Source organism: Methylophilus sp. (genome assembly GCF_008015755.1).
GTDB lineage: Bacteria > Pseudomonadota > Gammaproteobacteria > Burkholderiales > Methylophilaceae > Methylophilus.
Window position 1 is genome coordinate 28,553 of record NZ_SSGF01000015.1, and the last position, 23,235, is coordinate 51,787.

The 23,235-nt window shown below is 50.8% G+C and carries 24 protein-coding genes; 13 read left to right on the top strand and 11 right to left on the bottom strand.

The features are described from left to right. Positions 1-93 precede the first annotated feature (93 nt). Positions 94-2,124 carry a sodium-translocating pyrophosphatase gene (locus E6Q52_RS06130; protein WP_292819834.1) on the top strand — a complete coding sequence of 677 codons (2,031 nt, stop codon included), beginning with the start codon at positions 94-96 and terminating at the stop codon, positions 2,122-2,124. Positions 2,125-2,186: 62 nt separating this feature from the next. Here E6Q52_RS06130 and ppa read toward each other — a convergent pair whose 3' ends face one another. The 4 genes from ppa to gap (E6Q52_RS06150) form a co-directional block, all read right to left on the bottom strand. Further along, positions 2,187-2,735 carry an inorganic diphosphatase gene (ppa, locus tag E6Q52_RS06135; protein ID WP_292819836.1) on the bottom strand — a complete coding sequence of 183 codons (549 nt, stop codon included), beginning with the start codon at positions 2,733-2,735 and terminating at the stop codon, positions 2,187-2,189. A gap of 72 nt (positions 2,736-2,807) precedes the next feature. Continuing rightward, positions 2,808-3,104: a YkvA family protein gene (locus E6Q52_RS06140; protein ID WP_292819838.1), complete on the bottom strand. Its 297-nt coding sequence runs from the start codon at positions 3,102-3,104 to the stop codon at positions 2,808-2,810. A 6-nt stretch (positions 3,105-3,110) separates the two neighbouring features. Next, positions 3,111-4,010 carry a phosphoribosylaminoimidazolesuccinocarboxamide synthase gene (locus tag E6Q52_RS06145; RefSeq protein WP_292819841.1) on the bottom strand — a complete coding sequence of 300 codons (900 nt, stop codon included), beginning with the start codon at positions 4,008-4,010 and terminating at the stop codon, positions 3,111-3,113. A 77-nt stretch (positions 4,011-4,087) separates the two neighbouring features. Then, on the bottom strand, positions 4,088-5,149 hold the full coding sequence (gap, locus tag E6Q52_RS06150) for a type I glyceraldehyde-3-phosphate dehydrogenase (protein WP_292819845.1): 1,062 nt from the start codon (positions 5,147-5,149) through the stop codon (positions 4,088-4,090). A gap of 146 nt (positions 5,150-5,295) precedes the next feature. On the opposite strand from gap (E6Q52_RS06150), the gene E6Q52_RS06155 reads away from it, so the two are divergent. Continuing rightward, on the top strand, positions 5,296-6,285 hold the full coding sequence (locus tag E6Q52_RS06155) for a sensor domain-containing diguanylate cyclase (protein ID WP_292819847.1): 990 nt from the start codon (positions 5,296-5,298) through the stop codon (positions 6,283-6,285). Between the two features lie 25 nt (positions 6,286-6,310). Here the strand turns inward: E6Q52_RS06155 and E6Q52_RS06160 are convergent, their stop codons facing one another. Beyond that, the gene (locus E6Q52_RS06160) at positions 6,311-7,504 is read right to left on the bottom strand and encodes a phosphoglycerate kinase (RefSeq protein WP_292819850.1); all 1,194 of its coding nucleotides are present in this window, start codon (positions 7,502-7,504) and stop codon (positions 6,311-6,313) included. 98 nt (positions 7,505-7,602) lie between these two features. Continuing rightward, positions 7,603-8,604, bottom strand: coding sequence for a type I glyceraldehyde-3-phosphate dehydrogenase (gap, locus tag E6Q52_RS06165; RefSeq protein WP_292819853.1), 1,002 nt, complete (start codon positions 8,602-8,604; stop codon positions 7,603-7,605). A gap of 164 nt (positions 8,605-8,768) precedes the next feature. Here gap (E6Q52_RS06165) and msrA point away from each other — a divergent pair, with 164 nt between their 5' ends. Then, entirely contained in the window at positions 8,769-9,284 is a 516-nt protein-coding gene (gene msrA, locus E6Q52_RS06170; RefSeq protein ID WP_292820107.1) for a peptide-methionine (S)-S-oxide reductase MsrA, read from the top strand. 1 nt (position 9,285) lies between these two features. Here msrA and E6Q52_RS06175 read toward each other — a convergent pair whose 3' ends face one another. Together E6Q52_RS06175 and E6Q52_RS06180 are read right to left on the bottom strand one after the other, a co-directional pair. Then, positions 9,286-9,819 carry an RNA pyrophosphohydrolase gene (locus E6Q52_RS06175; protein ID WP_292819856.1) on the bottom strand — a complete coding sequence of 178 codons (534 nt, stop codon included), beginning with the start codon at positions 9,817-9,819 and terminating at the stop codon, positions 9,286-9,288. A gap of 151 nt (positions 9,820-9,970) precedes the next feature. Next, positions 9,971-10,693 (bottom strand): hypothetical protein, encoded by a 723-nt coding sequence (locus E6Q52_RS06180; protein ID WP_292819859.1) that lies wholly within the window; start codon positions 10,691-10,693, stop codon positions 9,971-9,973. 222 nt (positions 10,694-10,915) lie between these two features. Here E6Q52_RS06180 and E6Q52_RS06185 point away from each other — a divergent pair, with 222 nt between their 5' ends. The 9 genes from E6Q52_RS06185 to folE2 all read left to right on the top strand — a co-directional run bounded on the left by E6Q52_RS06185 (position 10,916) and on the right by folE2 (position 18,483). Next, a complete protein-coding gene (locus E6Q52_RS06185) occupies positions 10,916-11,905 on the top strand; it encodes a YncE family protein (RefSeq protein ID WP_292819862.1) in 990 nt (329 codons plus the stop codon). Between the two features lie 158 nt (positions 11,906-12,063). After that, positions 12,064-12,609 carry an SRPBCC family protein gene (locus E6Q52_RS06190; RefSeq protein ID WP_292819865.1) on the top strand — a complete coding sequence of 182 codons (546 nt, stop codon included), beginning with the start codon at positions 12,064-12,066 and terminating at the stop codon, positions 12,607-12,609. A 456-nt stretch (positions 12,610-13,065) separates the two neighbouring features. Further along, positions 13,066-13,392, top strand: a complete 327-nt coding sequence (locus E6Q52_RS06195; protein WP_292819868.1) for a prepilin-type N-terminal cleavage/methylation domain-containing protein — start codon at positions 13,066-13,068, stop codon at positions 13,390-13,392. A 55-nt stretch (positions 13,393-13,447) separates the two neighbouring features. Beyond that, positions 13,448-13,780 carry a prepilin-type N-terminal cleavage/methylation domain-containing protein gene (locus E6Q52_RS06200; RefSeq protein WP_292819871.1) on the top strand — a complete coding sequence of 111 codons (333 nt, stop codon included), beginning with the start codon at positions 13,448-13,450 and terminating at the stop codon, positions 13,778-13,780. Between the two features lie 89 nt (positions 13,781-13,869). Then, positions 13,870-14,535, top strand: a complete 666-nt coding sequence (locus E6Q52_RS06205; RefSeq protein WP_292819874.1) for a dienelactone hydrolase family protein — start codon at positions 13,870-13,872, stop codon at positions 14,533-14,535. Positions 14,536-14,617: 82 nt separating this feature from the next. Next, positions 14,618-14,863 (top strand): exodeoxyribonuclease VII small subunit, encoded by a 246-nt coding sequence (gene xseB, locus E6Q52_RS06210; protein WP_292819877.1) that lies wholly within the window; start codon positions 14,618-14,620, stop codon positions 14,861-14,863. Between the two features lie 26 nt (positions 14,864-14,889). Then, positions 14,890-15,780 (top strand): polyprenyl synthetase family protein, encoded by an 891-nt coding sequence (locus E6Q52_RS06215; RefSeq protein ID WP_292819879.1) that lies wholly within the window; start codon positions 14,890-14,892, stop codon positions 15,778-15,780. A gap of 2 nt (positions 15,781-15,782) precedes the next feature. Next, positions 15,783-17,627, top strand: a complete 1,845-nt coding sequence (gene dxs / locus E6Q52_RS06220; RefSeq protein ID WP_292819882.1) for a 1-deoxy-D-xylulose-5-phosphate synthase — start codon at positions 15,783-15,785, stop codon at positions 17,625-17,627. Between the two features lie 49 nt (positions 17,628-17,676). Beyond that, complete coding sequence (gene folE2, locus E6Q52_RS06225) at positions 17,677-18,483, top strand: GTP cyclohydrolase FolE2 (protein ID WP_194740434.1); 807 nt, start codon at positions 17,677-17,679, stop codon at positions 18,481-18,483. Between the two features lie 60 nt (positions 18,484-18,543). Here the strand turns inward: folE2 and E6Q52_RS06230 are convergent, their stop codons facing one another. Next, positions 18,544-19,716, bottom strand: coding sequence for an MFS transporter (locus tag E6Q52_RS06230; RefSeq protein WP_292819888.1), 1,173 nt, complete (start codon positions 19,714-19,716; stop codon positions 18,544-18,546). A gap of 57 nt (positions 19,717-19,773) precedes the next feature. Then, positions 19,774-20,865 (bottom strand): chorismate synthase, encoded by a 1,092-nt coding sequence (gene aroC, locus E6Q52_RS06235; protein WP_292819891.1) that lies wholly within the window; start codon positions 20,863-20,865, stop codon positions 19,774-19,776. A 121-nt stretch (positions 20,866-20,986) separates the two neighbouring features. Here aroC and corA point away from each other — a divergent pair, with 121 nt between their 5' ends. Beyond that, on the top strand, positions 20,987-22,078 hold the full coding sequence (gene corA / locus E6Q52_RS06240; protein ID WP_292820110.1) for a magnesium/cobalt transporter CorA: 1,092 nt from the start codon (positions 20,987-20,989) through the stop codon (positions 22,076-22,078). Positions 22,079-22,081: 3 nt separating this feature from the next. On the opposite strand, the gene E6Q52_RS06245 is transcribed toward corA, so the two are convergent. Continuing rightward, positions 22,082-22,873, bottom strand: a complete 792-nt coding sequence (locus E6Q52_RS06245; protein WP_292819894.1) for a ParA family protein — start codon at positions 22,871-22,873, stop codon at positions 22,082-22,084. Between the last annotated feature and the right edge of the window lie 362 nt (positions 22,874-23,235).

A 23,235-nucleotide genomic window follows, 5' to 3' on the forward strand; every position in this document is an offset into this window, starting at 1 on the left:
TGGCCCAACCTGTTACATTTTATTTACAACTAAAATAGCAGGGGATCAGCAGTCATTACGTTTAACGCAGTCTCATCAGGAACAGGAGAAGTCATGTCAGTCGCATTAATGTTAGCGCTCGGTGCTGCAGTGTTGGCGGTGCTCTATGGCGTAGTAATGAGCAAGTGGATTTCAGGGTTACCCGCTGGCAATGCCCGCATGCAGGAGATTGCGGGTGCCATTCAACAAGGGGCAGCAGCCTATTTGTCCAGGCAATACAAGGCGATCGCGCTGGTCGGTATCATCCTCGCCATTTTGATCGGCGTCTTTTTGAGTCTACAAACAGCCATTGGCTTTATCGTCGGCGCAACATTATCTGGGGCCTGTGGTTTTATTGGCATGAACGTGTCAGTCAAAGCCAATGTGCGCACCGCACAGGCCGCGACCAATGGCATCGGCGCGGCGCTGGATGTCGCGTTTAAAGGTGGCGCCATTACCGGCATGCTGGTGGTTGGACTTGGCCTACTCGGTGTGGCAGGCTTTTATATCTACCTGGGCGCAGAGCAAGCCACCGACTTAAATCCACTGATAGGCCTGGCGTTTGGCTCGTCATTAATTTCTATCTTTGCCCGGCTGGGTGGCGGTATTTTCACCAAAGGCGCTGATGTCGGCGCTGATCTGGTCGGTAAGGTAGAAGCAGGCATCCCCGAAGATGACCCGCGCAATCCGGCCGTGATTGCCGATAACGTCGGTGACAACGTTGGCGACTGTGCGGGGATGGCAGCCGACCTGTTTGAAACTTATGCAGTGACCTTAATCGCTACCATGGTATTGGGTGGCCTGATGGCGGCAGAAGCAGGTGCCAACGGCGTGATTTATCCCTTGCTGCTGGGTGCGGTTTCGATTGTGGCCTCGATTATTGGCTGTTTTTTTGTGAAAGCCTCCCCCGGCATGAAAAACGTCATGCCCGCGCTTTATAAAGGCCTGGCCGTGGCTGGTGTGTTATCCCTGATCGCATTTTACTTCGTCACACAATATGTGTTTCCGCAAGGCTACACACATGGTGAAGTGACAGTCACCAGCCAGGCCCTGTTTGGCGCCTGTGCGGTCGGCCTGGTATTAACTGCAGCGCTGGTGTGGATCACCGAATATTACACCGGCACCGACTACGCCCCCGTCAAACACGTGGCGCAAGCCTCGACCACTGGCCACGCCACCAACATCATTGCTGGTATAGGCGTTTCAATGAAATCGACCGCCCTGCCCGTACTGTCGGTCTGCCTCGCGATTTATGTCGCGTTTCACCTGGCAGGCTTGTATGGGGTAGCGATTGCCGCCATGGCCATGTTGAGCATGGCCGGTATTGTGGTCGCGCTGGATGCCTACGGACCAATTACCGATAACGCAGGCGGCATCGCCGAAATGGCCGAATTACCTAGCAGCGTGCGCGACGTGACTGATCCGCTGGATGCGGTAGGCAATACGACCAAAGCGGTCACTAAAGGGTATGCCATTGGCTCCGCGGGCCTGGCATCGCTGGTGCTGTTTGCCGACTACACACACAAACTGGAAAGTGCAGGCATCACTGCCAGCTTTGATTTAAGCGACCCTCAGGTGATTATCGGCTTGTTTATTGGCGGCCTGATTCCTTTCCTGTTTGCCGCCATGGCAATGGAAGCGGTAGGCCGCGCCGCGGGCAGTGTGGTGGAAGAGGTGCGCCGCCAGTTCCGCGAAATCAAAGGGATTATGGAAGGCACCGCCAAACCTGAATATGGCAAAGCGGTAGACATGCTCACCAGCGCAGCGATCAAGGAGATGATGCTGCCGTCCTTATTACCAGTCGCCGCGCCTATCCTGGTCGGATTATTCTTGGGCCCAGTGGCATTGGGTGGTTTACTCATGGGCACGATTGTGACTGGTCTGTTTGTGGCGATTTCGATGTGTACGGGTGGTGGCGCCTGGGATAACGCCAAAAAATACATTGAAGACGGCCATCATGGCGGCAAAGGCTCGGATGCGCACAAAGCGGCTGTCACAGGTGATACAGTCGGGGACCCTTACAAGGATACCGCCGGCCCGGCAGTGAACCCGTTGATTAAAATCATCAATATTGTGGCACTGCTGATCGTTCCGCTGTTGCATTAACCTGTCGCACAAGCAATAAAAAAGTCGGCCTAGGCCGACTTTTTTGTCACACGTCATACAGATTAAAACGCGGGCTTCACTTCTAACGCGTTGTAACGTTCAACGCCGCCTAGGATTTCAGCATGGGCAGACTCAATGCCTTCCCAACCTTCGATTTTCACCCATTTACCTTTGTCCAAATCTTTATAGTGCTCAAAGAAGTGGGCAATCATGTCCAAACGCCATGGGGACACATCGCTCAATGTTTTTTGATAAGCATACAAACCGCACACTTTTTCAATTGGCACCGCCAGCACTTTGGCATCGCCACCGGCTTCGTCAGTCATTTTCAGCATGCCCAATGCGCGGCAACGTACTACCACACCCGGCAACAATGGCACTGGTGTAATCACCAACACATCCACCGGGTCTCCGTCGTCACCCAAGGTGTGTGGAATGTAACCGTAGTTACATGGATATTGCATGGAGGTACCCATGAAGCGATCCACAAACAGCGCGCCACTTTCTTTGTCGACTTCATATTTAACCGGGTCGCCGTTGGCCGGAATTTCGATAATGACGTTAAAGTCGTGCGGCAAATCTTTGCCGCTAGGCACCAAATTCAAAGACATCTTCTTAAACCCATTTCAACAAAAAAGCGCCATTATAGGCGAATAATATGAACATTTGACTGACAAACAGCACTATTTTTGATCTTGCGCAACACGTATGGTATCGCGGCAGGCTTGCCGCACCGCGACCGGCGTCAGCTTCAATGCCAGGTAAAGCAGCAGTGGAATAATCACCAATTCATCCAGTTGGCCAATCACCGGAATAAAGTCAGGGATCAGGTCAAACGGCAACACCAGGTAAGCCAATGCCAGCCACAACAAGGCCTTGGCCAGCCAGGGCGTTTGCGGATGCGCATGCAAGGCACGGTAAAAAACCACCTCTTGTTTAAAGCGGCTAGCCAAGGCCGCCAGTTGCGCGCGCAAACCCATGTGTGATTAATCCACCTGCAAGGTACGACCGGTCAGCTTGGCAAACGCTTCCATATACTTATCAGAAGTCCGTTGTGCGACATCGGCGGGCAATTCAGGGCCAGGGGCAACCTTATTCCAGCCGCAACTTTCCAGCCAGTCGCGCACGTATTGCTTGTCATAACTCGGTGGATTACTGCCAATCTGGTATTGGTCGGCCGGCCAAAAGCGTGAAGAATCCGGCGTTAACGCTTCATCCATCACATGTAACACGCCGTGCTCGTCAACGCCAAATTCAAACTTGGTGTCGGCAATAATAATGCCCTTGGTGCGCGCATATTCCGCCGCACGCGTGTACAAAGCAATGGCGGCTTTTTCCACCTGGGCAGTCATGTCTTTGCCAATTAAGGCTTCGACGTGCGCCACACTGATATTTTCATCGTGCTCGCCAACCGCAGCCTTGCTTGAAGGCGTAAATAACGGTTTAGGTAATTGTTGTGCCAATTGCAGTCCGGCGGGCAATCCGATCTCGCACACGGTGCCCTTGGCTTGATATTCTTTCCAGCCACTACCCACCAGATAACCACGCACAATCGCTTCCAGTGGCAAGGCTTTGAGCTTTTTCACCACCACCGCGCGCCCTTTAACCTGCTCAACTTCGTCAGGGGCAACGACAGATTCAGGGGCAATCCCGGTGAGATGGTTAGGCACCACATCCTGCAATTGCTCAAACCAGAAATTGGCCATTTGCGTCAGCATGGCGCCTTTGTTGGCAATGCCCGTCGGCAAAATCACATCAAACGCACTGAGGCGATCAGTGCTGACCAGTAACATTGTGTGCGCATCAATATCGTAAATATCACGCACCTTGCCCTGGTGCAGTTTTTTCAGGCTTTTGATGGAAGTTTCGAGCAAAGGCGCACGCATAATGTCTATCACACAAGTAAAAACAGCATTATAAATGCGTGACGCGATTGCTGGCGAATAAATTGAAGTGCAACCAATTAGGCCGCGACCGCTTCGTCGTCTTCAACCGCAGGCAGGTTGGCCATGGATAATTTGGCATATGCCACATAGCGCGTTAAGCGCAACAGGTTGCAGGTATAGCCGTATTCATTGTCATACCAGCCGATCAATTTAACAAACGTGGGGTCGAGCATAATGCCTGCACCGGCATCAAACACACTGGCCGCCGAAAACCCGCGAAAATCGCTGGAAACCACAGCGTCTTCGGTGTAACCAAGCACGCCTTTTAAATCGCGTTCTGCCGCGTACTTCATCACGGCACAAATCTCTTCGTAACTGGTTTTTTGCTGTAACTCAACGGTTAAATCAACCACTGACACATCGGCCGACGGAATGCGCATCGCCATACCCGTGAGTTTTTTATTGAGCGCCGGAATCACCTTGCCCACTGCTTTGGCCGCGCCAGTACTGGAAGGAATAATGTTTTCAAATACACCGCGTCCGCCGCGCCAGTCTTTATTGGAGGTGCCATCGACTGTTTTTTGCGTGGCCGTGGCTGCATGAATGGTGGTCATCAGGCCGCGTTTGACGCCAAAATGGTCATGCAGCACTTTGACAATAGGCGCCAAGCCATTGGTGGTGCAAGAGGCCGCCGAGACAATATCTTCACCGTGGTAATGATAGTGATTAACGCCATAGACATACATGGGTGTATCGTCTTTGCCGGGCGCAGACTGCACCACGATACGCGCGCCACCGGCAATATGCGCCGCACAGGTTTCCTGGGTCAGAAAAACACCAGTACATTCGATCACCACATCCACCGCTTCCGCTTTCCAGTCGATGTCTGCCGGTTTGCTGTGCGCAGTCAGGCGGATTTTTTTGCCATCCACCACTAAAAAATCGCCCTCTAAGCGTGCATCCTGCGCCAGCCTGCCGTGCACAGAGTCATATTTGAGCATATACAACATATGGTCGGGGGCTTCGATGCCGTTAATGGCCACTACCTCCATATCTTTAAACTCAACCTGATTTAATGCGGCCCGCAACACCATACGACCAATCCGGCCAAAGCCGTTAATGCCAACCCGAATACCCATTTTTGACTCCTTTGTCACTGGATAAGGTAAGAACAAGCAATTTTGATGCTAATGTTCAATATTTAGCATTAGACAGGCGCGATAGCCTTGAATAGAATAGTATTGAATCTTTTGAATGTTGCAAGCCACTGACCATCGGATATTTTGTGAACATTGCAGAGCAATTACTGAGTGGTATCCTGGACACATTACCCCTGCAAATTGCAGTGATTGATGAGACCAGCAGCATTATTTACGTGAACCAAGCCTGGCGAAAATTTGGGCTGCTTTACGGCCTGGATCTGGAAACAGACTGGTTTGGCATCGCTTATCTTGATGTTTGCCGCGCCAACGAAGACACCAACCAACCTTTGTTAGTCGACGGCATTGAGCGTGTACTCAGCGGCTCTATAGCACTTTTCACGACTGACTATTTGTGTCACACGCCGACCCAGGAACCCACCTGGCTGACCCTCAGTTTACAGCCCATGCAAACCACGCTGGCAGACGGCAAACTATTTCTGCTGTCACTCACCAATATTACACACCACAAACAGACGGAAGATCGCATCTCGGCCCTCACTTTAACCGACCCGCTGACCGGGCTGGCCAATCGCCGTCGGCTGGAGCAGTTTATGCGTGACGAGTGGTCACGCGCCATCCGTCATCAATCCAGCCTGAGCGTGATGATGGTGGATGCCGACCACTTTAAACAGCTGAACGACAGTATGGGGCATGGTGCGGGGGATGAGTGCTTGCGCCAGTTGGCGGGCATCTTAAAACGCTACAGCAACCGCCCGGGAGACCTGGCAGCGCGTTTTGGCGGTGAGGAGTTTGTCCTGGTGCTTAGCCAAACCACGCAGCAAGAAGCCGCTAAAATTGCCGAACGTATCCGCCAAAAAGTCATGGCATTGGATATACGCTTTGCTGGTCACCGCCTGATGACCGTGAGCATCGGCGTAGCCTCATTGGGCATACAGCAGTCACAGTCACACAAAGAGCAGCATGCGCGCAACCAGTGGCTCAACTTCAGCGAAGACGGTAATTTATTGATAGAACAGGCTGACAAAGCCTTGTATGTGGCCAAAAAACAGGGCCGCAACCGGGTAGAAGTCTACGATAAACACCACAGGCTGACGGTGCCGCTCTCCGTGTAGCGACACGCATCAGCCCATAGACATCTTAAGCTGCGCGCGCTTCCAGAATCGCGACTGCTGGCAAGGTTTTACCTTCCAGGAACTCAAGAAAAGCACCACCGGCGGTTGAGATATAAGACACTTTGTCATAAATATCATACTTCTGGATCGCGGCAATGGTGTCGCCACCACCCGCCAGTGTAAAGGCCTTGGTTTCAGCAATCGCCTTGGCAATGGTTTTGGTGCCCTCACCAAACTGGTCAAACTCAAACACGCCAACCGGGCCGTTCCACACCACGGTGCCTGCTTTCATGATGATCTCCACGAGCTCAGCGGCTGATTGCGTGCCGATGTCAAAAATCATCTCATCGGCCGCGACTTCTGTGGCCGATTTTTTCACTGCAGGTTCATTGGCATCAAATTGCTTGCCGACCACCACATCTTTGGCAATTGGTACGCAGGCGCCACGCGCAGACATTTTGTCCATCAGGCATTTCGCGGTGCCAATCAAGTCATCCTCACACAAAGATTTGCCGACTTCCTGGCCAGAGGCTTTGAGGAAGGTGTTAGCGATACCGCCACCGACCACCAGTTGGTCGACTTTATCGGACAAGCTCTCGAGCACGGTCAATTTGGTAGACACTTTGGAACCACCGACAATTGCTACCAGTGGCCGCGCAGGGGCCAGCAAGGCTTTACTTAACGCATCTAGCTCTTGCGTCAACAAAATACCGGCACAGGCGACTGGCGCAAACTTGGCAATACCATGCGTAGAGGCTTCGGCACGGTGTGCGGTACCAAACGCATCCATCACAAATACATCACATAAGGCGGCGTACTTCTTGGCCAGCTCATCATTGTTTTTCTTTTCGCCGACGTTAAAGCGGCAATTTTCCAGCAAAATCAGCTGACCATCTTCGGTGGTCAAACTGTCTTCTGGCGCATTAGGTGCCAACCAGTTTTTCACCAGGCGCACCGGCTGCCCCAACAACTTGCTCATCACATCAGCCACTGGCTGCAATGAGTTTTCTTCGCTATATACCCCTTCTTCCGGGCGACCCAGATGCGAAGTCACCATCACTTTGGCACCAGCCTTGAGGGCAAACTCAATGGTAGGCATGCTGGCCACAATTCTGGCATCGCTGGTCACCACGCCGTCTTTCACTGGCACGTTGAGGTCGGCACGAATAAACACCCGCTTGCCACGCAAGTCTAGGTCGGTCATTTTGATGAATTTCATGAAGCTCTCCCTTGAGCGGTCGCCGCCGCTTGAATATAAACTGGTCAGGATAAGAATATCACTGAAAAAACAAACGGGGCATAAAGCCCCGTGCATGATTAAGCAATGTGTTGAACCAGGCGCAGAAGGTTACAGGTATAGCCGTATTCGTTGTCGTACCAGCCCACCACTTTGACAAAAGTTGGGTCCAGCATAATGCCTGCATCGGCATCAAACACACTGGCCGCCGCACTGCTACGGAAGTCGCTGGAAACCACTTTTTCATTGGTAAACTCTAGCACGCCTTTTAACGCACCATCAGCCGCTTGTTGCATGGCGGCACAAATCGCTTCATAGGTGGTTTCAGTGTTGAGTTCTACGGTCAAATCCACTACAGACACATCGGCGGACGGCACACGCATCGCCATGCCGGTGAGTTTTTTATTGAGGGATGGAATCACCTTGCCAACGGCCTTGGCCGCACCAGTGCTCGAAGGAATAATGTTTTCAAACACACTGCGGCCACCGCGCCAGTCTTTTTTCGAGGTGCCGTCGACCGTCAATTGTGAAGCTGTCGCCGCATGTATCGTCGTCATCAAACCACGTTTGATCCCAAAGCTGTCATGCAGCACTTTGGCTAAGGGCGCCAGGCCATTAGTGGTACAGGAAGCCGCAGAAATAATTGCCTGGCCAGCATATTCAGTATGGTTTACACCATATACAAACATCGGCGTGTCATCTTTGCCAGGGGCAGATTGCACGACTTTTTTAGCGCCGCCGCTAATATGCGGGTGGCAGTTGTCTTGGGTCAAAAAGGCACCGGTAGATTCAATGATGATATCTGCACCACCAATACGCCAGTCAATGTTGCTAGGATCACGCTCTGCGGTTAAGTGTATACGTTGACCATTTACCACCAGCGCACCATTGTCAGCTTCCACCTTGGCATTAAAGCGACCATGTACCGAGTCATACTTGAGCAAATACATCATGTATTCAACATCATACGAACTATTAATGGCTACCACTTCGATATTGCTGAACTCTGCTTGCTCAATCGCCGCACGCAACGCCATACGGCCGATGCGCCCAAACCCGTTAATGCCTACCTTCACTGACATATGCTCCCCAACATTGCTTAGAACTAAAGCTCAGTATTTTAACCTAAACCACCTATACTGGACAGATTGTAAGTATTTGATTTGATACACGACAAAGCATAAAAATCATACAAACACGGCTTCATGCCTGCATGAAGCCTAATAACGAACAGAAAGATTACCTGATGCAAGACACGATTATTTTGGCTGGCGGCTGCTTTTGGGGAATGCAAGATCTGTTTAGGCGCCTGCCTGGCGTCATCCATACGCGCGTGGGCTATACCGGCGGCGAGATTGCGCACGCCACTTATCGCAATCATGGCAACCATGCAGAAGCGATAGAAGTCGAATTTGATGCGTCACAGATCAGCCTGCGGCAATTGCTGGTGTTCTTTTTCCAGATTCATGACCCAACGACCTTAAACCGTCAGGGCAACGATCTGGGGCCGTCTTACCGTTCTGCGATTTACTATGCGAACGCCGCACAACAAGCCGAGGCAGAGCAACTGATTGCCGAGATGAATGCAACCCGCATCTGGCCAGGCAAAGTAGTCACAGAAGTCACCGCTGCGAGTGAGTTCTGGCTGGCCGAGCCCGAGCATCAGGATTATTTAGTGAAATATCCACACGGTTACACCTGCCATGGCTTGCGGCCAGATTGGATATTGCCGCAAGACCGCAGCGCGGCTGTCTGGCTATAGATTACTCAGGTGTGACAATCGGCGGCACAGGCTTACGTGGCTTGCCCCCGCTGCGCCTGCCAGAATGGTGCAAAAATGTCGCCAGCTCGTTGAGGGCGAGTTGATAGACTTCGCGCTTGAATTCAATCACATCTTCTAATGGCACCCAGTATTCACTCCAGCGCCAGGCATCAAACTCGGGATGCTCAGTCGCACGCAGCGAGACATCAGAGTCGCGGCCGGTGAGGCGCAATAAAAACCAAATTTGCTTTTGACCTTTATAGCTGCCGCGCCACTCGCGCTTGATCCAGCTGGTCGGCACCTCGTAGCGCAACCAGTCACGCGTACGGCCCAAAATCTGGACGTGCTCAGGCTTGAGGCCTACCTCTTCCATCAGCTCACGATACATGGCTTGTTCCGGCGTTTCACCATATTTGATGCCGCCTTGCGGAAACTGCCACGCATGCTCTCTGATACGCTTGCCCCAAAACACCTGATTGTGCGCATTGCATAACACAATCCCGACGTTTGGACGGTATCCATCACGATCTAACATAAAAAACTGCCTTCAATATTTGCTGCAATTTTTTCACACTTTGCCCTTTAATGAAAGGACAACCATCATCCGGCTGCCATAAAAGTATGTGTGTTTTGCGCAAAAAAAAAGCTCACTATGCGTGAGCTTTTTTTAATTGTCACCTGAAGTATCAGGATTTCATGCGACGAGTAGCCAAGCCACCCATCAATAACAAGCCTGCAAACATCATGGCAGTTGTATCTGCTTCTGGCACAGGAATCACTGTCATGCTAACAAATGTGTAGTCAGACTGATTGTCACATTTATGGCATGTAGAGTTAGGGTAGCCTTTAACCGCGGTAAATACGATGCTGTCTACTGAGCGGAAGCCAAATGGATTATTCAACTGCCATGCACCTGTACCACCATCGACTGCACCACTGCCGATAGACACTGCTGAACCTTCACCAGTCCAAGCAGCAGAGTGTACGCCAGTCGCTGTCAGGTAATAAACGCCTGTACCGCCATCCGCAAAACTCACCAGCATTTTAGCGACTTCTTTCACGTCGTTATATTCCGGGCCATCAAACAGCAATGCCAGATTGATCGAAGACACGATCACTTCTTTGGAGAAGGTGCCAGTCAATGTTTCACCAATATCAATTTCGCCATCAGTTCTACCACCGGCGATACCCACACCAGTGATCCCTGCCTGGCTTTTTTGTTTGAATGCACTACTACCAACAAAAGTAGCAGTGGTACCATCTGCAAATGTTGTGCCATAGCTGGTTTGACCGTTGACAAAATTACTACCAACAACCGTGCCTGTGGTCAGCGCGAAAGCCGATTGTGCTGTGACCAGCATAGACAACGACAGCAGCAACTTAAGGCCAGTATCCAATACTTTTTTCATTGTGGTTCCCTTGATTTAGTTTAAAAGTGTAAAGCAAATTAATTTTTCAGCCTTATTTTATGTCAAGGTAGTGAATGTATAAAATAGTCCGTTAGGGTCGGAGGCGAAAATCTTGTTTCTTTTCATACCTTTGCAAATAAATTGCCAAATCCCCACAACACATTTATGGTTATATAATCAATCACGCTGTCAACCCGACGCGCTCACAACCGTTTGACACATATGCTCCTGTTTTTCATGCTCATCACCCAGCCATTCAAACCACTACAAGCACGGCTAAGCGGATTGCTATTATTGGCGTGCAGCCTGCACGCTGTTGCAGGCAACCTGGCCTATATCACCAACCAAGGCAGCGACACGGTCTCGGTGCTGGATACGCAAACACTCCAGATCATACAGACCATCGCCGTTGGCAAAGCGCCGGTGGGCGTGGCCATCGCCGCCAAACAGCAGCGCGTGTATATAAGCAATGCCAATAGCCAAAGCGTGTCGGTCATCAACAGTAACACCCAGCAAAAAATAGAAGACATCCCGGTGCATGTGCAAGCCGTGGGGATCGCCCTGAGTCGAGACGAAAACACCTTATATGTCGCTGATTGGGGTGGCGAGCAAGTGGTTGCTATCGACACGGCACACCCTGACAGGCAAAAAACCTTCAAGGCTGGCAAAACGCCCTCAGGCCTACTCGTGAGTGCAGACAACAAAAAACTATTTATTGCCAACCGCGACAGCAACGATGTGACCGTGGTGGATACCAAAACACTGAAAACCTTGGCACAAATCCCGGTCGGGCTGCATCCGTTTGCACTTTCGCTAAGCCCTGATGGCCACACACTGTTTGTGGTCAACGTCGTCAGCAACACCCTCACCTTGCTAAACGTCGACACTTACCAATCGAGCACTCTCAAAACTGGACAACACCCTTATGGCGTGGCCATTAGCCCGGATAGTCGCTGGGCGTATGTCAGCAACAACCACGCAGAAAACGTTTCGCTGATTGACCTAAGCAATGGCAAAACCGTCAAAACGATCGCCGTCGGCGAATTTCCAGAAGGCATTGAGTATGACAAAACGACCAATCAAATTATCGTTGCCAACTGGGGCTCAGACACCGTGTCAGTAATTGACGCACGCACCAACCAGGTCACACACACCATCGCCAGCCCCAAACTGTGCCGATCATTTGGGCAATTTATACTTCAGGCCAAATAAAATATGTTTTTTTCACGGGATGACCAACGAATTAGTCGCAAAGAAGCTTTTTTTTAGGTAAAGTCACGGGTTGTTTTTAAAACTCAAAGACAGCCTGCTTTCATCAAGCGCCGCTTTACCTTTAGTTTTGAAAGTCTGTAAATATCAGGAGAAATGTAATGAAAAAAATTCTTGGCATTATTGCTGTTTCTTTATTGCCGTTGATTCCTCTGACTGCTGGCGCACACGGTGCAGCTGCGTTGCGTTTTGAAAAAACCGTGACCATCAAGGCAGCCCCGGCAAAAGTATGGGCCTTGCTCAAAGACTTTGGCAATGTGCAAGCATGGCACGCAGGGGTGGAATCGACCACGGTTGAGCAGAAAAAAGACGAAAACGGCGATGACGCAACTTATCGTACCGTTAAACTGAAAAACGGCGGCGTGATGTACGAAAAACTACGCTCAGCTGACGATGCAGGCATGCGTTTGAAATATGAATACGTGCTTGAGAAGAGCACCTTGCAAGTCGCCAACTTCTACCCAAGCATCACCGTGACTGGTAGCGGCAACGAAGCAGTGGTCACCGTTAAAGGTAGCTATACCCGCGCTGACTCTTCAAACATCCCTAAACCTGAACAAAATGACGACGCTGCCACTAAAGCAGTCAACGACTATTTTGACGCTGGTCTGGAAAGCCTGAAAAAGGTCGCCGAATCGGGAAAGTAATTAGCCAGGGTTCTGGAAAGCGCACGCAAGGCAACAGTAAACCCTGGTGGAAGTTCTGGTAAGTCTTACGTTGTAAACAACAGTTTTTTGCAAATGCAGTGTTTGGTCAAAAGCGAAACACTGACACCAAATAAAGGGATTGTGTACCACACAATCCCTTTTTTGCATTCTGCACCGCCAACCATCGCCTGACCAAAAACATCACCTGCATTGCCAAAATTTGACGAATGCTGTCATTTTACGTCATGCCCAGCTTTGCCGACCCAGCCAAAAAATCTTGAATTCAAATCGAAGAAATAAAGCATAAAAACATTTTAATTCATATTTTTCAATAAGTTATTGACATCAATACACAGCTGGCACAGCTGTTGCTTTAGGGTTTAGCGAACACTGTTGGAAAAGCAGTGAATGAAACAGAAGATGTTCACTTTAAACTTGACTCAAAAGGAAAACATGATGAAAAAACACGTACAACAAGGTTTTACCCTGATTGAATTGATGATCGTTGTTGCCATTATCGGTATTTTGGCTTCTGTAGCGATTCCAGCTTATCAAGATTACACCAGAGATGCAGCAGATAATGCATGTGCAGTTCAAACCAAGGGCTTCACAAATAATTATGTTCTCGCACAGCAAACTGGTAGAACATTGCCGACCAGTACCGCTGGCGCTTGTGCTGCCGCAGCAACGATTTCTGGCACAGATATTTCAGCTACTGCGAAAACACCTGGCAGCAAAACCACTACTTGCGTTCTAGCAACTGGCGTTTGCACATCTGCGTAATTAACCAATCTACCTTAAATGCCTTTTACAGGGCATTTAAGGAGATTTGAATATTATGAGGAAACAACAATTGAAGAATATTCATCGAGGCTTTACCCTCATTGAATTAATGATTGTGGTTGCAATCATAGGCGTGCTCGCTTCAATTGCTATTCCGGCATACCAAGATTACACAAAAGATACTGCAGACAACTCATGCGCAATTCAGACTAAGGAGTTTACAAACAATTATATCCTGGCCGACAAAACCGGCAGGTTGCTTCCAATAAGTACAAGTGGGGCCTGCAACGCAGCTGCAACAATCACCGCGACCACCATCTCGGCAACAGCCAAATTACCGGGAACGAAAACTACAACTTGCATCTTGGCAACTGCGGTCTGTTCTTGATTAATACCGTTTACATTTTAAATTTTCTTTTCTCTTTCAGTGACCCTATCTTAGACATTACAATTTCGCTCCCAGATTAGGAGTGAAAAATGTTGGCGTCTAATATTGAAAAAATTGAGATTAATGCTTTAAGTCAGAACGATGCCTGCATCATTTGGCTACACGGCCTAGGCGCCGACGGTCACGACTTTGAGCCCGTGGTTCAAATGCTCAATCTGCCACATATCAAATTTATCCTGCCGCATGCGCCTTATCGCCCGGTGACATTGAACAACGGTTACGAGATGCGTGCCTGGTATGACATTTTTGGGCTGCAATCAGATAGCCAGCAAGACGAGGCTGGCATCAACGGCATGCAAGCGACCATTAATGCCATGATTGAAGCAGAAATAGCTAACGGCATTCCTTCGCAACGTATTTTGCTGGCGGGCTTTTCACAAGGCGGCGCGATGGCATTACATACCGCAACGCGATTTGGTCAACCGCTAGCGGGCGTATTAGCGCTATCCACTTACCTACCCTTGAAGCAGCAATTGCTACAGGCACAACACCCAGCCAACCTGCACTGTCCGATCTGGATGGCGCATGGGCGACACGATAGCGTAATTACGCTGCCGACTGCACAATCCTCCAGGCAATCACTAGAAGCGGCAGGTTACGCGGTGGAATGGCATGAGTACGACATGGCACATAGTGTGTGTGAAGCCGAAATTGACGATATTCGTCAATTTTTACTGCGGGTTTTACCTGCCTGAGCCTGATGGACTGAGTTGAGAATAATCCCGCAAGCCGGGGGAGTTTTGTTAAAATAGCTGGCGTTTTAACAGGCCTATTTTCATGAGTGCTTCCAAAAAGTCACCGACCACGGTGAATGATCAACAAAGTTTTGCCGAACGGTTGGCAGCGTTGGAGTCCATTGTCAAAAATATGGAGTCAGGTGAACTGCCGCTGGAGGCCGCATTAACGGCTTACACCGAAGGCATGCAATTACTGCAAGCGTGCCAGACATCGCTACAGCAAGCCGAGCAGACCGTGATGATATTGAACCAGCAGCAACAGCTGATCCCTTTTGAGGCCAATTAACGCGCCTGCCCCTTCTGCTTTTATTCATGACCAACCCTGCATTTGTTTTTGACCATTGGGCCAGCGCACATCAGCAACGCGTTGAGGCGGTGCTTGCACGCACGCTGCCCGATGCGCACGTGCTGCCAGCGCGCTTGCATGAGGCCATGCGCTACGCGGTGCTCGGGGGCGGCAAGCGTGTACGTGCGCTGTTAAGTTATGCCGCAGCAGAGCTGGCGGGCGCAACCCCAAATGCGGCAGATGCAGCCGCTGCCGCCGTGGAGTTGATTCACGCATTTTCGCTGGTACACGATGATATGCCATGCATGGATGATGATGACTTGCGCCGCGGCAAACTGAGTTGCCACAAGCAATATGATGATGCGACCGCTTTGCTGGTGGGCGATGCCTTGCAAAGCCAGGCCTTTGAATACCTGGCGAGCACGAATGCTGCGCAAGCGTTAAAACAAGTGCAGGTATTGGCAAAAGCCACTGGCTCGCGCGGCATGTGTGGCGGCCAGAGCATAGACTTACAAAGCACCGGCAAATTGTTGTCGCGCGAGGCACTGGAAACCATGCACCAATACAAAACCGGCGCGCTGATTGAAGCAGCCGCGCTGTTAGGCGCTTATGCGGCAGAAAATACGGCGCAACCTCTGATCGACACCTTGACCCACTATAGTCAATACATGGGGCTGGCATTTCAGGTGGTTGACGATATTCTGGATGCCACCGCAGACACACAAACGCTGGGCAAAACGGCGGGCAAAGATGCATTGCAGGAGAAATCCACTTATGTCAGCTTGCTGGGGTTGGAAGATGCCAAAACACTGGTCAACAACTTGTATGCGCAAACCTTAGAGCGACTGGCTGGCTTTGGACCACAAGCGGATCCACTGCGTGGCATTGCCAAATTTATTTGTGAGCGCCCATTTTAATCATGACATCGCTGCTCTCCCGCATTGATTCCCCGACCGACCTGCGCACGCTGGAGCGCTCGCAGCTCAAAGTGCTTGCGGCAGAATTACGTACATTTCTGATTCAAAGCGTATCGCAAACCGGCGGGCACTTGGCCTCTAATCTGGGCGTCGTTGAACTCACCATCGCACTGCACTACATCTACAACACGCCGGACGACCGCCTGGTGTGGGATGTTGGCCACCAAACCTACCCGCACAAAATTTTAACTGGCCGCCGCGAAGCCATGGCTAATTTACGCAAAGCTGGGGGCATTGCGGGCTTTCCCAAGCGCGATGAGAGTGAGTACGATACCTTTGGCACCGGCCATTCCAGCACCTCGATTTCGGCCGCATTAGGCATGGCCGTGGCGGCAAAAGCGCAAGGCTCCAACCGCCGCAGCGTCGCAATTATCGGCGATGGCGCCATGACTGCAGGCATGGCATTTGAAGCCTTGAATAACGCCGGCGACATGGACACCAACATCTTGGTGATCCTCAACGATAACGACATGAGCATCTCTAACAATGTGGGGGCGCTCAACAATTACCTTGCCCGTTTAATGTCCGGCAAGCTGTATGACAGCGTACGTCGTAGTGGAAAAAAAGTGCTAGATATCATGCCGCCGGTCAAAGAATTCGCGCGCCGCGCCGAAGAACATGCCAAAGGCATGGTGACGCCGGGCACTCTGTTTGAGGAATTCGGTTTTAATTACATCGGCCCGATTGATGGCCATGATATCGACACGCTGATGGATACGCTGGGCAATATCCGCCAGTTGCAAGGCCCGCAGTTTTTGCATGTGGTGACACAAAAAGGCAAAGGCTACAGCCCTGCCGAAGACAACCCGAACAAATACCACGGCGTCAGCAAATTTGACCCACAAAACGGCCATAGCTTGAGCCACAACGAGCGCCCGACTTACACGCAGATTTTTGGCGACTGGCTGGTCGATATGGCCGCCGCGGACGACAAACTGGTTGGCATCACGCCTGCCATGTGTGATGGCTCTGGCCTTAACCTGTTTGCCGAGGCCTATCCGCAACGCTATTTTGACGTCGGCATTGCCGAGCAGCATGCGCTCACCTTTGCCGCAGGCATGGCCTGCGATGGCCTGAAGCCGGTGGTGGCGATTTACTCCACCTTTTTGCAGCGCGCTTATGACCAGTTGGTTCATGATATTGCCTTGCAAGACCTGGATGTCTTGCTGGCGATAGACCGCGCGGGCCTGGTTGGTGCCGACGGCCCAACGCATGCGGGCAGCTTTGATTTAAGCTTTTTGCGTTGCATCCCGAACATTGTCATCATGGCACCTAGCGATGAAAACGAATGTCGTCAGATGCTAACTACTGGCTACCATTTCCCCGGCACAGCTGCCGTACGTTACCCACGCGGTAGCGGCATTGGCGCCAGCATTTCACCAACATTAGAATCACTACCTATTGGCAAAGCCCAGTTGGTGCGTCAAGGCAAGAAAATCGCCATTCTGGCCTTTGGCAGTATGTTGCAACCAGCGCTGCAAGCCGCAGACACCTGTGATGCTACCGTGATTAATATGCGTTTTATCAAGCCGCTGGATGAAGCCATGGTGCTGGAGATGGCCCGTACGCACGACTATCTGCTCACCGTAGAAGAAAACGCCATCATGGGCGGTGCCGGTGCGGCCGTGATGGAATGCCTGCAAGCGCATGGCCTGGTGAAGCCTATCCGTTGCCTGGGCTTGCCTGATCAGTTTATTGAGCATGGCAACCACGAAACTATGCTGGCTGCGTGTGGTCTAGATAAAGACGGAATTAACGCTGCTATTGAGAAATTAATTTCCGAGTAGTAAACTCAACTATTAATTAACAGGCGGGAAAGCCCGCGATGGAACCCTGATGAATCAACCTGTGATCCCAACAACGATTGAAGATGTGCAGAATACGCCGGACGTGCGTAGACTGGACATCAACAAAGTCGGTATCAAATCTATTCGCCACCCGGTGATTGTCAAAGACAAAACGGGCGGTGAGCAACATACGGTTGCCATGTTTGATATGTATGTGCATTTGCCGCACAACTTTAAAGGCACGCACATGTCTCGTTTTGTCGAGATTTTAAACATGAACGAGCACGCCATTTCTATCGACTCCTTCGAAACCATTCTGCGTCAGATGGTAGAACGCCTTGAAGCAGAATCCGGCTACGTCGAAATGCGTTTTCCGTACTTTATCAACAAGGCAGCGCCAGTTTCAGGCGTGAAAAGCCTGCTGGATTATGAAGTCACCTTTATTGGTGAAATCAAAAACGGCCAGTTTGAAATCACCGTCCAAGTGATGGTGCCAGTGACCAGCCTGTGCCCATGCAGCAAAAAGATTTCAGACTACGGCGCGCACAACCAGCGCTCACATGTGACTGTGACAGCCCTGCTCAATGAGTTTATGTGGCTGGAAGACCTGATTACGCTGATTGAAGATCAGGCCTCTTGCCAGTTGTATGGCTTACTCAAACGCCCGGACGAAAAATTTGTGACCGAGCGCGCGTATGATAATCCAAAATTTGTCGAAGACATGGTGCGCGACGTGGCGGCGCAACTTAACGATGAAAAACGTATTGTGAAATATGTGGTTGAGTCAGAAAACTTTGAGTCTATCCATAACCACAGCGCTTATGCATTGATTGAACGCGATAAACGCGTCAATTAATTCAGCGATGTAATGCCATAAAAAATAGCCCGCATGCGGGCTATTTTTTATGGGTCAATCTTAATGACTAAACATGCCCTGACGTGCGTAAGGCTGCGACAAACGCAAGCCCAGTGCGACCACAATCGCCCCCAATAACGGGAACAACGCCGCCAGCGTAAACGTGAGCTGCCCGCCTAAATACTCCAGGGCAAAGCCGCCTAGCAAACCACCCAATGCACCGCCAACGCCATACGCCACACTGTTATAAATCGCCTGTCCTTTGGCTTGGTGACGGCCATTAAAGTATTGCGTGACCACCTCAACCGAAGCGGCATGAAAACTGCCAAAGGTAAACGCATGCATGGTTTGCGCCAGCAATAACAGCCACAGCTGGTCCGGCACCTGACCCATCATGATAAAGCGCACCACGCCTATCAGCAGGCTGGTCAGCAAAATAGTTTTGAGCTTAAGGCGCGCCATGATCCACGGCATTTTCATAAAAATACCGATTTCGCAAATCACGCCCAGCCCCCACAACCAACCTATCATGCCTTTGCTGTAACCATGCTCAGCCAAGTAGATAGAATAGAAGTTATACATGAGGCCATGTGCGGTGACCATCATGGCGCAGCCGATGAGCAACGACAGTACTGCCGGTTGTTTTAAGATTTGCCAGACTGAAAAATCATCATGTGCATGTGGCGGCACGTGGGCTTCCGGTAGTTTCCAGGTCAGGCCAAACAAGGTGCATTGCACTAGCAAGATAAACCACAGCAGACTGCCAATGCCAAACCAATCGGTTAAATAGCCTAACAGCACCGAGGCGACAATAAACCCCCATGAACCCCACAAGCGGATTTTGCTGTAATGGCCATTGGTGCTGGCCAGATGTGCGAGTACCAAAGACTCGGAAAGCGGCAAGGTCGAGCTGGTAAACAGGCTGAGGGCGATCATCACCACAAACATAGTGGTAAAGTCGTGCGCCCAGAAAATAGCAATAAAGCCTAGCAAACCGAGAAAAGCAGTCGTGCGTATCCAGCGCACGCGTTGCCGCGTATGGTCTGCCAGCCAGCCCCACAAATTGGGCGCAATAATACGGCTGAGTTGAAACAGCGACATCAGGATGCCAATATCGGCCGGGGAAAACGATTCAGACGTCAGGTATAAGCCCCAGTAAGGGACAAATGCACCGACAAAAAAGTAGTAAATAAAATAGAAACGCGAGAGATTGAAGTGTAAGGCGTGACTCATAAAATACTCGCGCTTGGATGACCATCGCCCAAGGGTGAACTTGGGCGATGGAGGCAATTACAGTGTTGGCACCTTGGAATGCACGTCTGCATTCTGGCCACGGTTGCGCAATGCATGATCCATCAACACCAGCGCCAGCATGGCTTCGACAATCGGCGTCGCACGGATGCCCACACATGGGTCGTGACGGCCTGTGGTTTGCATCATCACAGACTCACCAGCCTGATTAATAGAATGACGTGGTTGCGGAATGCTGGAAGTTGGCTTGAATGCAACATTGACCACAATATCCTGGCCGCTAGAAATACCGCCCAAAATGCCACCGGCATGGTTGGTGGCAAAGCCTTCTGGCGTCAACTCGTCGCTGTGTACGCTGCCGCGCTGTGCCACGGAGGCAAACCCGGCGCCAATCTCCACACCTTTGACCGCATTGATGCCCATCATGGCATGCGCAATATCCGCATCCAGGCGATCAAATACTGGCTCACCCAAGCCCACCGGTACTTTCTCAGCCACCACGGTAATCTGCGCGCCAACCGAGTCACGCTCGCTGCGAATCTGGTCCATATAGGCTTCCAGCTGCGGCAGAATCTCTACATTGGGTGAAAAGAAGGCGTTACCTTCTTGTGACAAGGCATCCCAGCTCACAAACGGCACTTTAATGTCGCCGATCTGGCTTAAGTAGCCACGGATCTGCACGCCGTATTGCTGCTTGAGCCATTTTTTAGCAATGGCGCCAGCGGCCACTCGCACCGCGGTTTCACGTGCGCTGGAGCGGCCACCGCCGCGGTAGTCGCGAATGCCGTACTTTTGCGTATAGGTGTAGTCCGCATGACCAGGACGGAAAGTCTCCATGATCTTGCTGTAATCCTGTGAGCGCTGATCTGTGTTGCGGATCAGCAAACCAATGGGCGTGCCTGTGGTTTTACCTTCAAACACGCCAGACAAAATCTCCACTTCATCGGCTTCGGCGCGCTGGGTCACATGGCGCGAGGTCCCCGGTTTACGGCGGTCGAGATCGACTTGTAAGTCAGCCGCGCTGAGTTCCAGGCCTGGTGGGCAGCCATCCACAATGCCGCCAATCCCAGGGCCATGTGACTCGCCAAACGAGGTCAAGGTAAACAAGGTGCCGATGGTATTGCCAGACATGCGTTTTATCCCACTCAATAATTTTCTTTATTTTAGCATAGACTGGCCAGCCACCTGTCTGTGGGTTGATTTCCAGCCAGTGAACGCTTATGCTGGAGCGGCATTTTTAGCTGGGATGACCATGGCCAAACGTAAACACAGCCACCGCAAGCACAGATTGCTGGGGGCCGACAACACGACATCTGTCGAGACAACTGCAGGCCAAGATTTACCTGCGGCCTGTATTCACAAGATTTGCTACAACGTAGAAGATATCGTGTCGCAACAACTCACCATGCAGGAGATCGTCAACTGGCAACCACCCGCCGGGCACGTGGCCTGGATTAATGTGCATGGCGTGCTGGACATCCCCTTACTACAAGCCGTGGCTCGCCGTTTCAAACTGCACCCGCTGGTGCTGGATGATATTTTAAATACCGAACAGCGGCCTAAGCTTGATACTTACCCGGATTATCTGTTTCTTGAAACGCGCTTGTTTTACTACGATACAGAAAATCTTAGTGTCAGTTCAGAACAAATCAGTATGGCATTGGGACGTGAGTGGCTGCTTACTTTTCAGGAGCGCCCCTCTGGCAGCTTTGAGCCGGTGCGCGAACGACTACGCCAGGGCCAGGTCTTGCTTCGCCAAAGCGGCCCTGACTATTTATGCTACGCCCTGCTAGATAGCTTGATGGAACGCTATTTTCAGGTGCTAGAGGCGATTAATGACGATGCCGAGCAACTGGAAAATCATCTATTGGATCGCCCCAGCCCGGAAGACTTGCAGAATATTCACCGACTCAAGCATGTCACCATACAACTGCGGCGTGCTGTCTGGCCGTTGCGCGAAGTATTGAACAGCTTGATTCGGAATGAACACGGATTCTTCAGCCCGCAAACTGTGCCTTATTTGCGTGACCTATACGACCACACAGTGCATTTCACCGAATCCCTTGAGGCCATTCGCGACACTTTAAGTGGCTTGATGGATATTTACATGACTAGCCTCAGTCAGCGCGTGAACCTCGAGGTGCGCGCGCTGACAGTGGTCGCCATGCTGTTTATGCCTGCCACGCTGATTGCCGGGATTTTTGGTATGAATTTTAACGAAATGCCATGGCTAAAAGACCCGGATGGATTTTGGTGGGCCATCGGCATGATGCTATTGATCGCGATAGCGATGTTGCTGGTGTTTTGGCGACGACAATGGCTAAGTAGCCGCCGTGAATCTTAATGACTACGCGGCCAGCAGTTCAGCACGCGGTAATTGCTTGCTCACATCCTGCAACTCGTAGAATAACGCCATATAGTCTTGCGCAGCTGCGCTGTCGGCGTCATATTCAAACACATGCTGACCCATACGCGCACTCTCCGTCAAGGCAGCATGTTCATAGATTTTGCTCATCAATACTTCGTTGCCAAACAGGCGGCGCATCTCCTGCTCCACCTCAGCCGTCATTGCCTTGCGTTTATCCGCCCGCGTCAGCAAATAGCGGCGCTGTATTTTTTGCTTTAAGACCGGCTGCAAGGCATTGAGTGCTTTATCCATTTTGACTGCAGAGTGGATGGATAAATAATCGGTTGAGACCGGAATCAGCACCAGGTCGCTGGCAAACACTGCACTTAATGAAATCACACCAAGATACGGGCAGCAATCCATCAACACCTGTAATGATGGTTGCGCCGCTGCGAGTGTCGCAAGCCCTTGCCCTAATTTATTCAAGGTGGCTGGGCCACGACCAAATTGCGAATCGACCTTCATTAGTTCAGCGCTGGCAGCAATCAACTGCAAGCCATTGCGCAAAGGTTGGCACAAGCTATCCAGCGGTGTCGCATCTTGATAAAACTTGAATAAATGCTGCTGCGTATCAAGGCCGGTATGCTTGTAAATCTCGGTGAGCCTGGCTTGCGGATCCATATCCAGTAAGGCCACCTGACGTTTTTTACGTTGAATAGCAGCGGCCAGATTGAGTGCAGTGGTGGTAGACCCCACGCCTGCTTTCTGATTAAAAATTGCGATTTTCAACATGATGGTGTTTGCTCAGACCTGGTGTTAAACATCAAATACGGCATAAGATGCGTGTCATCATAAACGATGTTGCCAACAGAGGCCACCCCGCCAAAGACAGCATGGGTAGTAAAAGCATCGGTAGAAAAAAAGAAACCCGCTATTGCGGGTTAAAAGGGGGTTTGGATCAGGAGGAAATCAATGCTAGTTGTTGAAAATCAACTAAACCAGCCATCAAACAAAACATTTTGTGTTTCGTTTAAAGATGAGTTCAGTATAGGGAGGAGTTATTGCAGCAATTTGACCAAGCTGTAACTGAATTGTAAAAGGCTAAATTCAATTGTTATCAAATTGTAACCTTAATAAAAACAACAACTTGCAGA

What these genes read in the sequence shown, in the direction of transcription:
- E6Q52_RS06200 (WP_292819871.1), top strand. Translation starts at nt 13,448, where the DNA reads ATGAGGAAACAACAATTGAAGAATATTCATCGAGGCTTTACCCTCATT.
- msrA (WP_292820107.1), top strand. Translation starts at nt 8,769, where the DNA reads ATGCAAGACACGATTATTTTGGCTGGCGGCTGCTTTTGGGGAATGCAA.
- E6Q52_RS06190 (WP_292819865.1), top strand. Translation starts at nt 12,064, where the DNA reads ATGAAAAAAATTCTTGGCATTATTGCTGTTTCTTTATTGCCGTTGATT.
- E6Q52_RS06215 (WP_292819879.1), top strand. Translation starts at nt 14,890, where the DNA reads ATGACCAACCCTGCATTTGTTTTTGACCATTGGGCCAGCGCACATCAG.
- E6Q52_RS06140 (WP_292819838.1), bottom strand. Translation starts at nt 3,104, where the DNA reads ATGGGTTTGCGCGCGCAACTGGCGGCCTTGGCTAGCCGCTTTAAACAA.
- corA (WP_292820110.1), top strand. Translation starts at nt 20,987, where the DNA reads ATGGCCAAACGTAAACACAGCCACCGCAAGCACAGATTGCTGGGGGCC.
- aroC (WP_292819891.1), bottom strand. Translation starts at nt 20,865, where the DNA reads ATGTCTGGCAATACCATCGGCACCTTGTTTACCTTGACCTCGTTTGGC.
- E6Q52_RS06160 (WP_292819850.1), bottom strand. Translation starts at nt 7,504, where the DNA reads ATGAAATTCATCAAAATGACCGACCTAGACTTGCGTGGCAAGCGGGTG.
- E6Q52_RS06230 (WP_292819888.1), bottom strand. Translation starts at nt 19,716, where the DNA reads ATGAGTCACGCCTTACACTTCAATCTCTCGCGTTTCTATTTTATTTAC.
- folE2 (WP_194740434.1), top strand. Translation starts at nt 17,677, where the DNA reads ATGAATCAACCTGTGATCCCAACAACGATTGAAGATGTGCAGAATACG.
- dxs (WP_292819882.1), top strand. Translation starts at nt 15,783, where the DNA reads ATGACATCGCTGCTCTCCCGCATTGATTCCCCGACCGACCTGCGCACG.
- E6Q52_RS06245 (WP_292819894.1), bottom strand. Translation starts at nt 22,873, where the DNA reads ATGTTGAAAATCGCAATTTTTAATCAGAAAGCAGGCGTGGGGTCTACC.
- E6Q52_RS06195 (WP_292819868.1), top strand. Translation starts at nt 13,066, where the DNA reads ATGAAAAAACACGTACAACAAGGTTTTACCCTGATTGAATTGATGATC.
- gap (WP_292819845.1), bottom strand. Translation starts at nt 5,149, where the DNA reads ATGGGTATTCGGGTTGGCATTAACGGCTTTGGCCGGATTGGTCGTATG.
- E6Q52_RS06130 (WP_292819834.1), top strand. Translation starts at nt 94, where the DNA reads ATGTCAGTCGCATTAATGTTAGCGCTCGGTGCTGCAGTGTTGGCGGTG.
- xseB (WP_292819877.1), top strand. Translation starts at nt 14,618, where the DNA reads ATGAGTGCTTCCAAAAAGTCACCGACCACGGTGAATGATCAACAAAGT.
- E6Q52_RS06145 (WP_292819841.1), bottom strand. Translation starts at nt 4,010, where the DNA reads ATGCGTGCGCCTTTGCTCGAAACTTCCATCAAAAGCCTGAAAAAACTG.
- E6Q52_RS06205 (WP_292819874.1), top strand. Translation starts at nt 13,870, where the DNA reads ATGTTGGCGTCTAATATTGAAAAAATTGAGATTAATGCTTTAAGTCAG.
- E6Q52_RS06185 (WP_292819862.1), top strand. Translation starts at nt 10,916, where the DNA reads ATGCTCCTGTTTTTCATGCTCATCACCCAGCCATTCAAACCACTACAA.
- gap (WP_292819853.1), bottom strand. Translation starts at nt 8,604, where the DNA reads ATGTCAGTGAAGGTAGGCATTAACGGGTTTGGGCGCATCGGCCGTATG.
- ppa (WP_292819836.1), bottom strand. Translation starts at nt 2,735, where the DNA reads ATGTCTTTGAATTTGGTGCCTAGCGGCAAAGATTTGCCGCACGACTTT.
- E6Q52_RS06175 (WP_292819856.1), bottom strand. Translation starts at nt 9,819, where the DNA reads ATGTTAGATCGTGATGGATACCGTCCAAACGTCGGGATTGTGTTATGC.
- E6Q52_RS06180 (WP_292819859.1), bottom strand. Translation starts at nt 10,693, where the DNA reads ATGAAAAAAGTATTGGATACTGGCCTTAAGTTGCTGCTGTCGTTGTCT.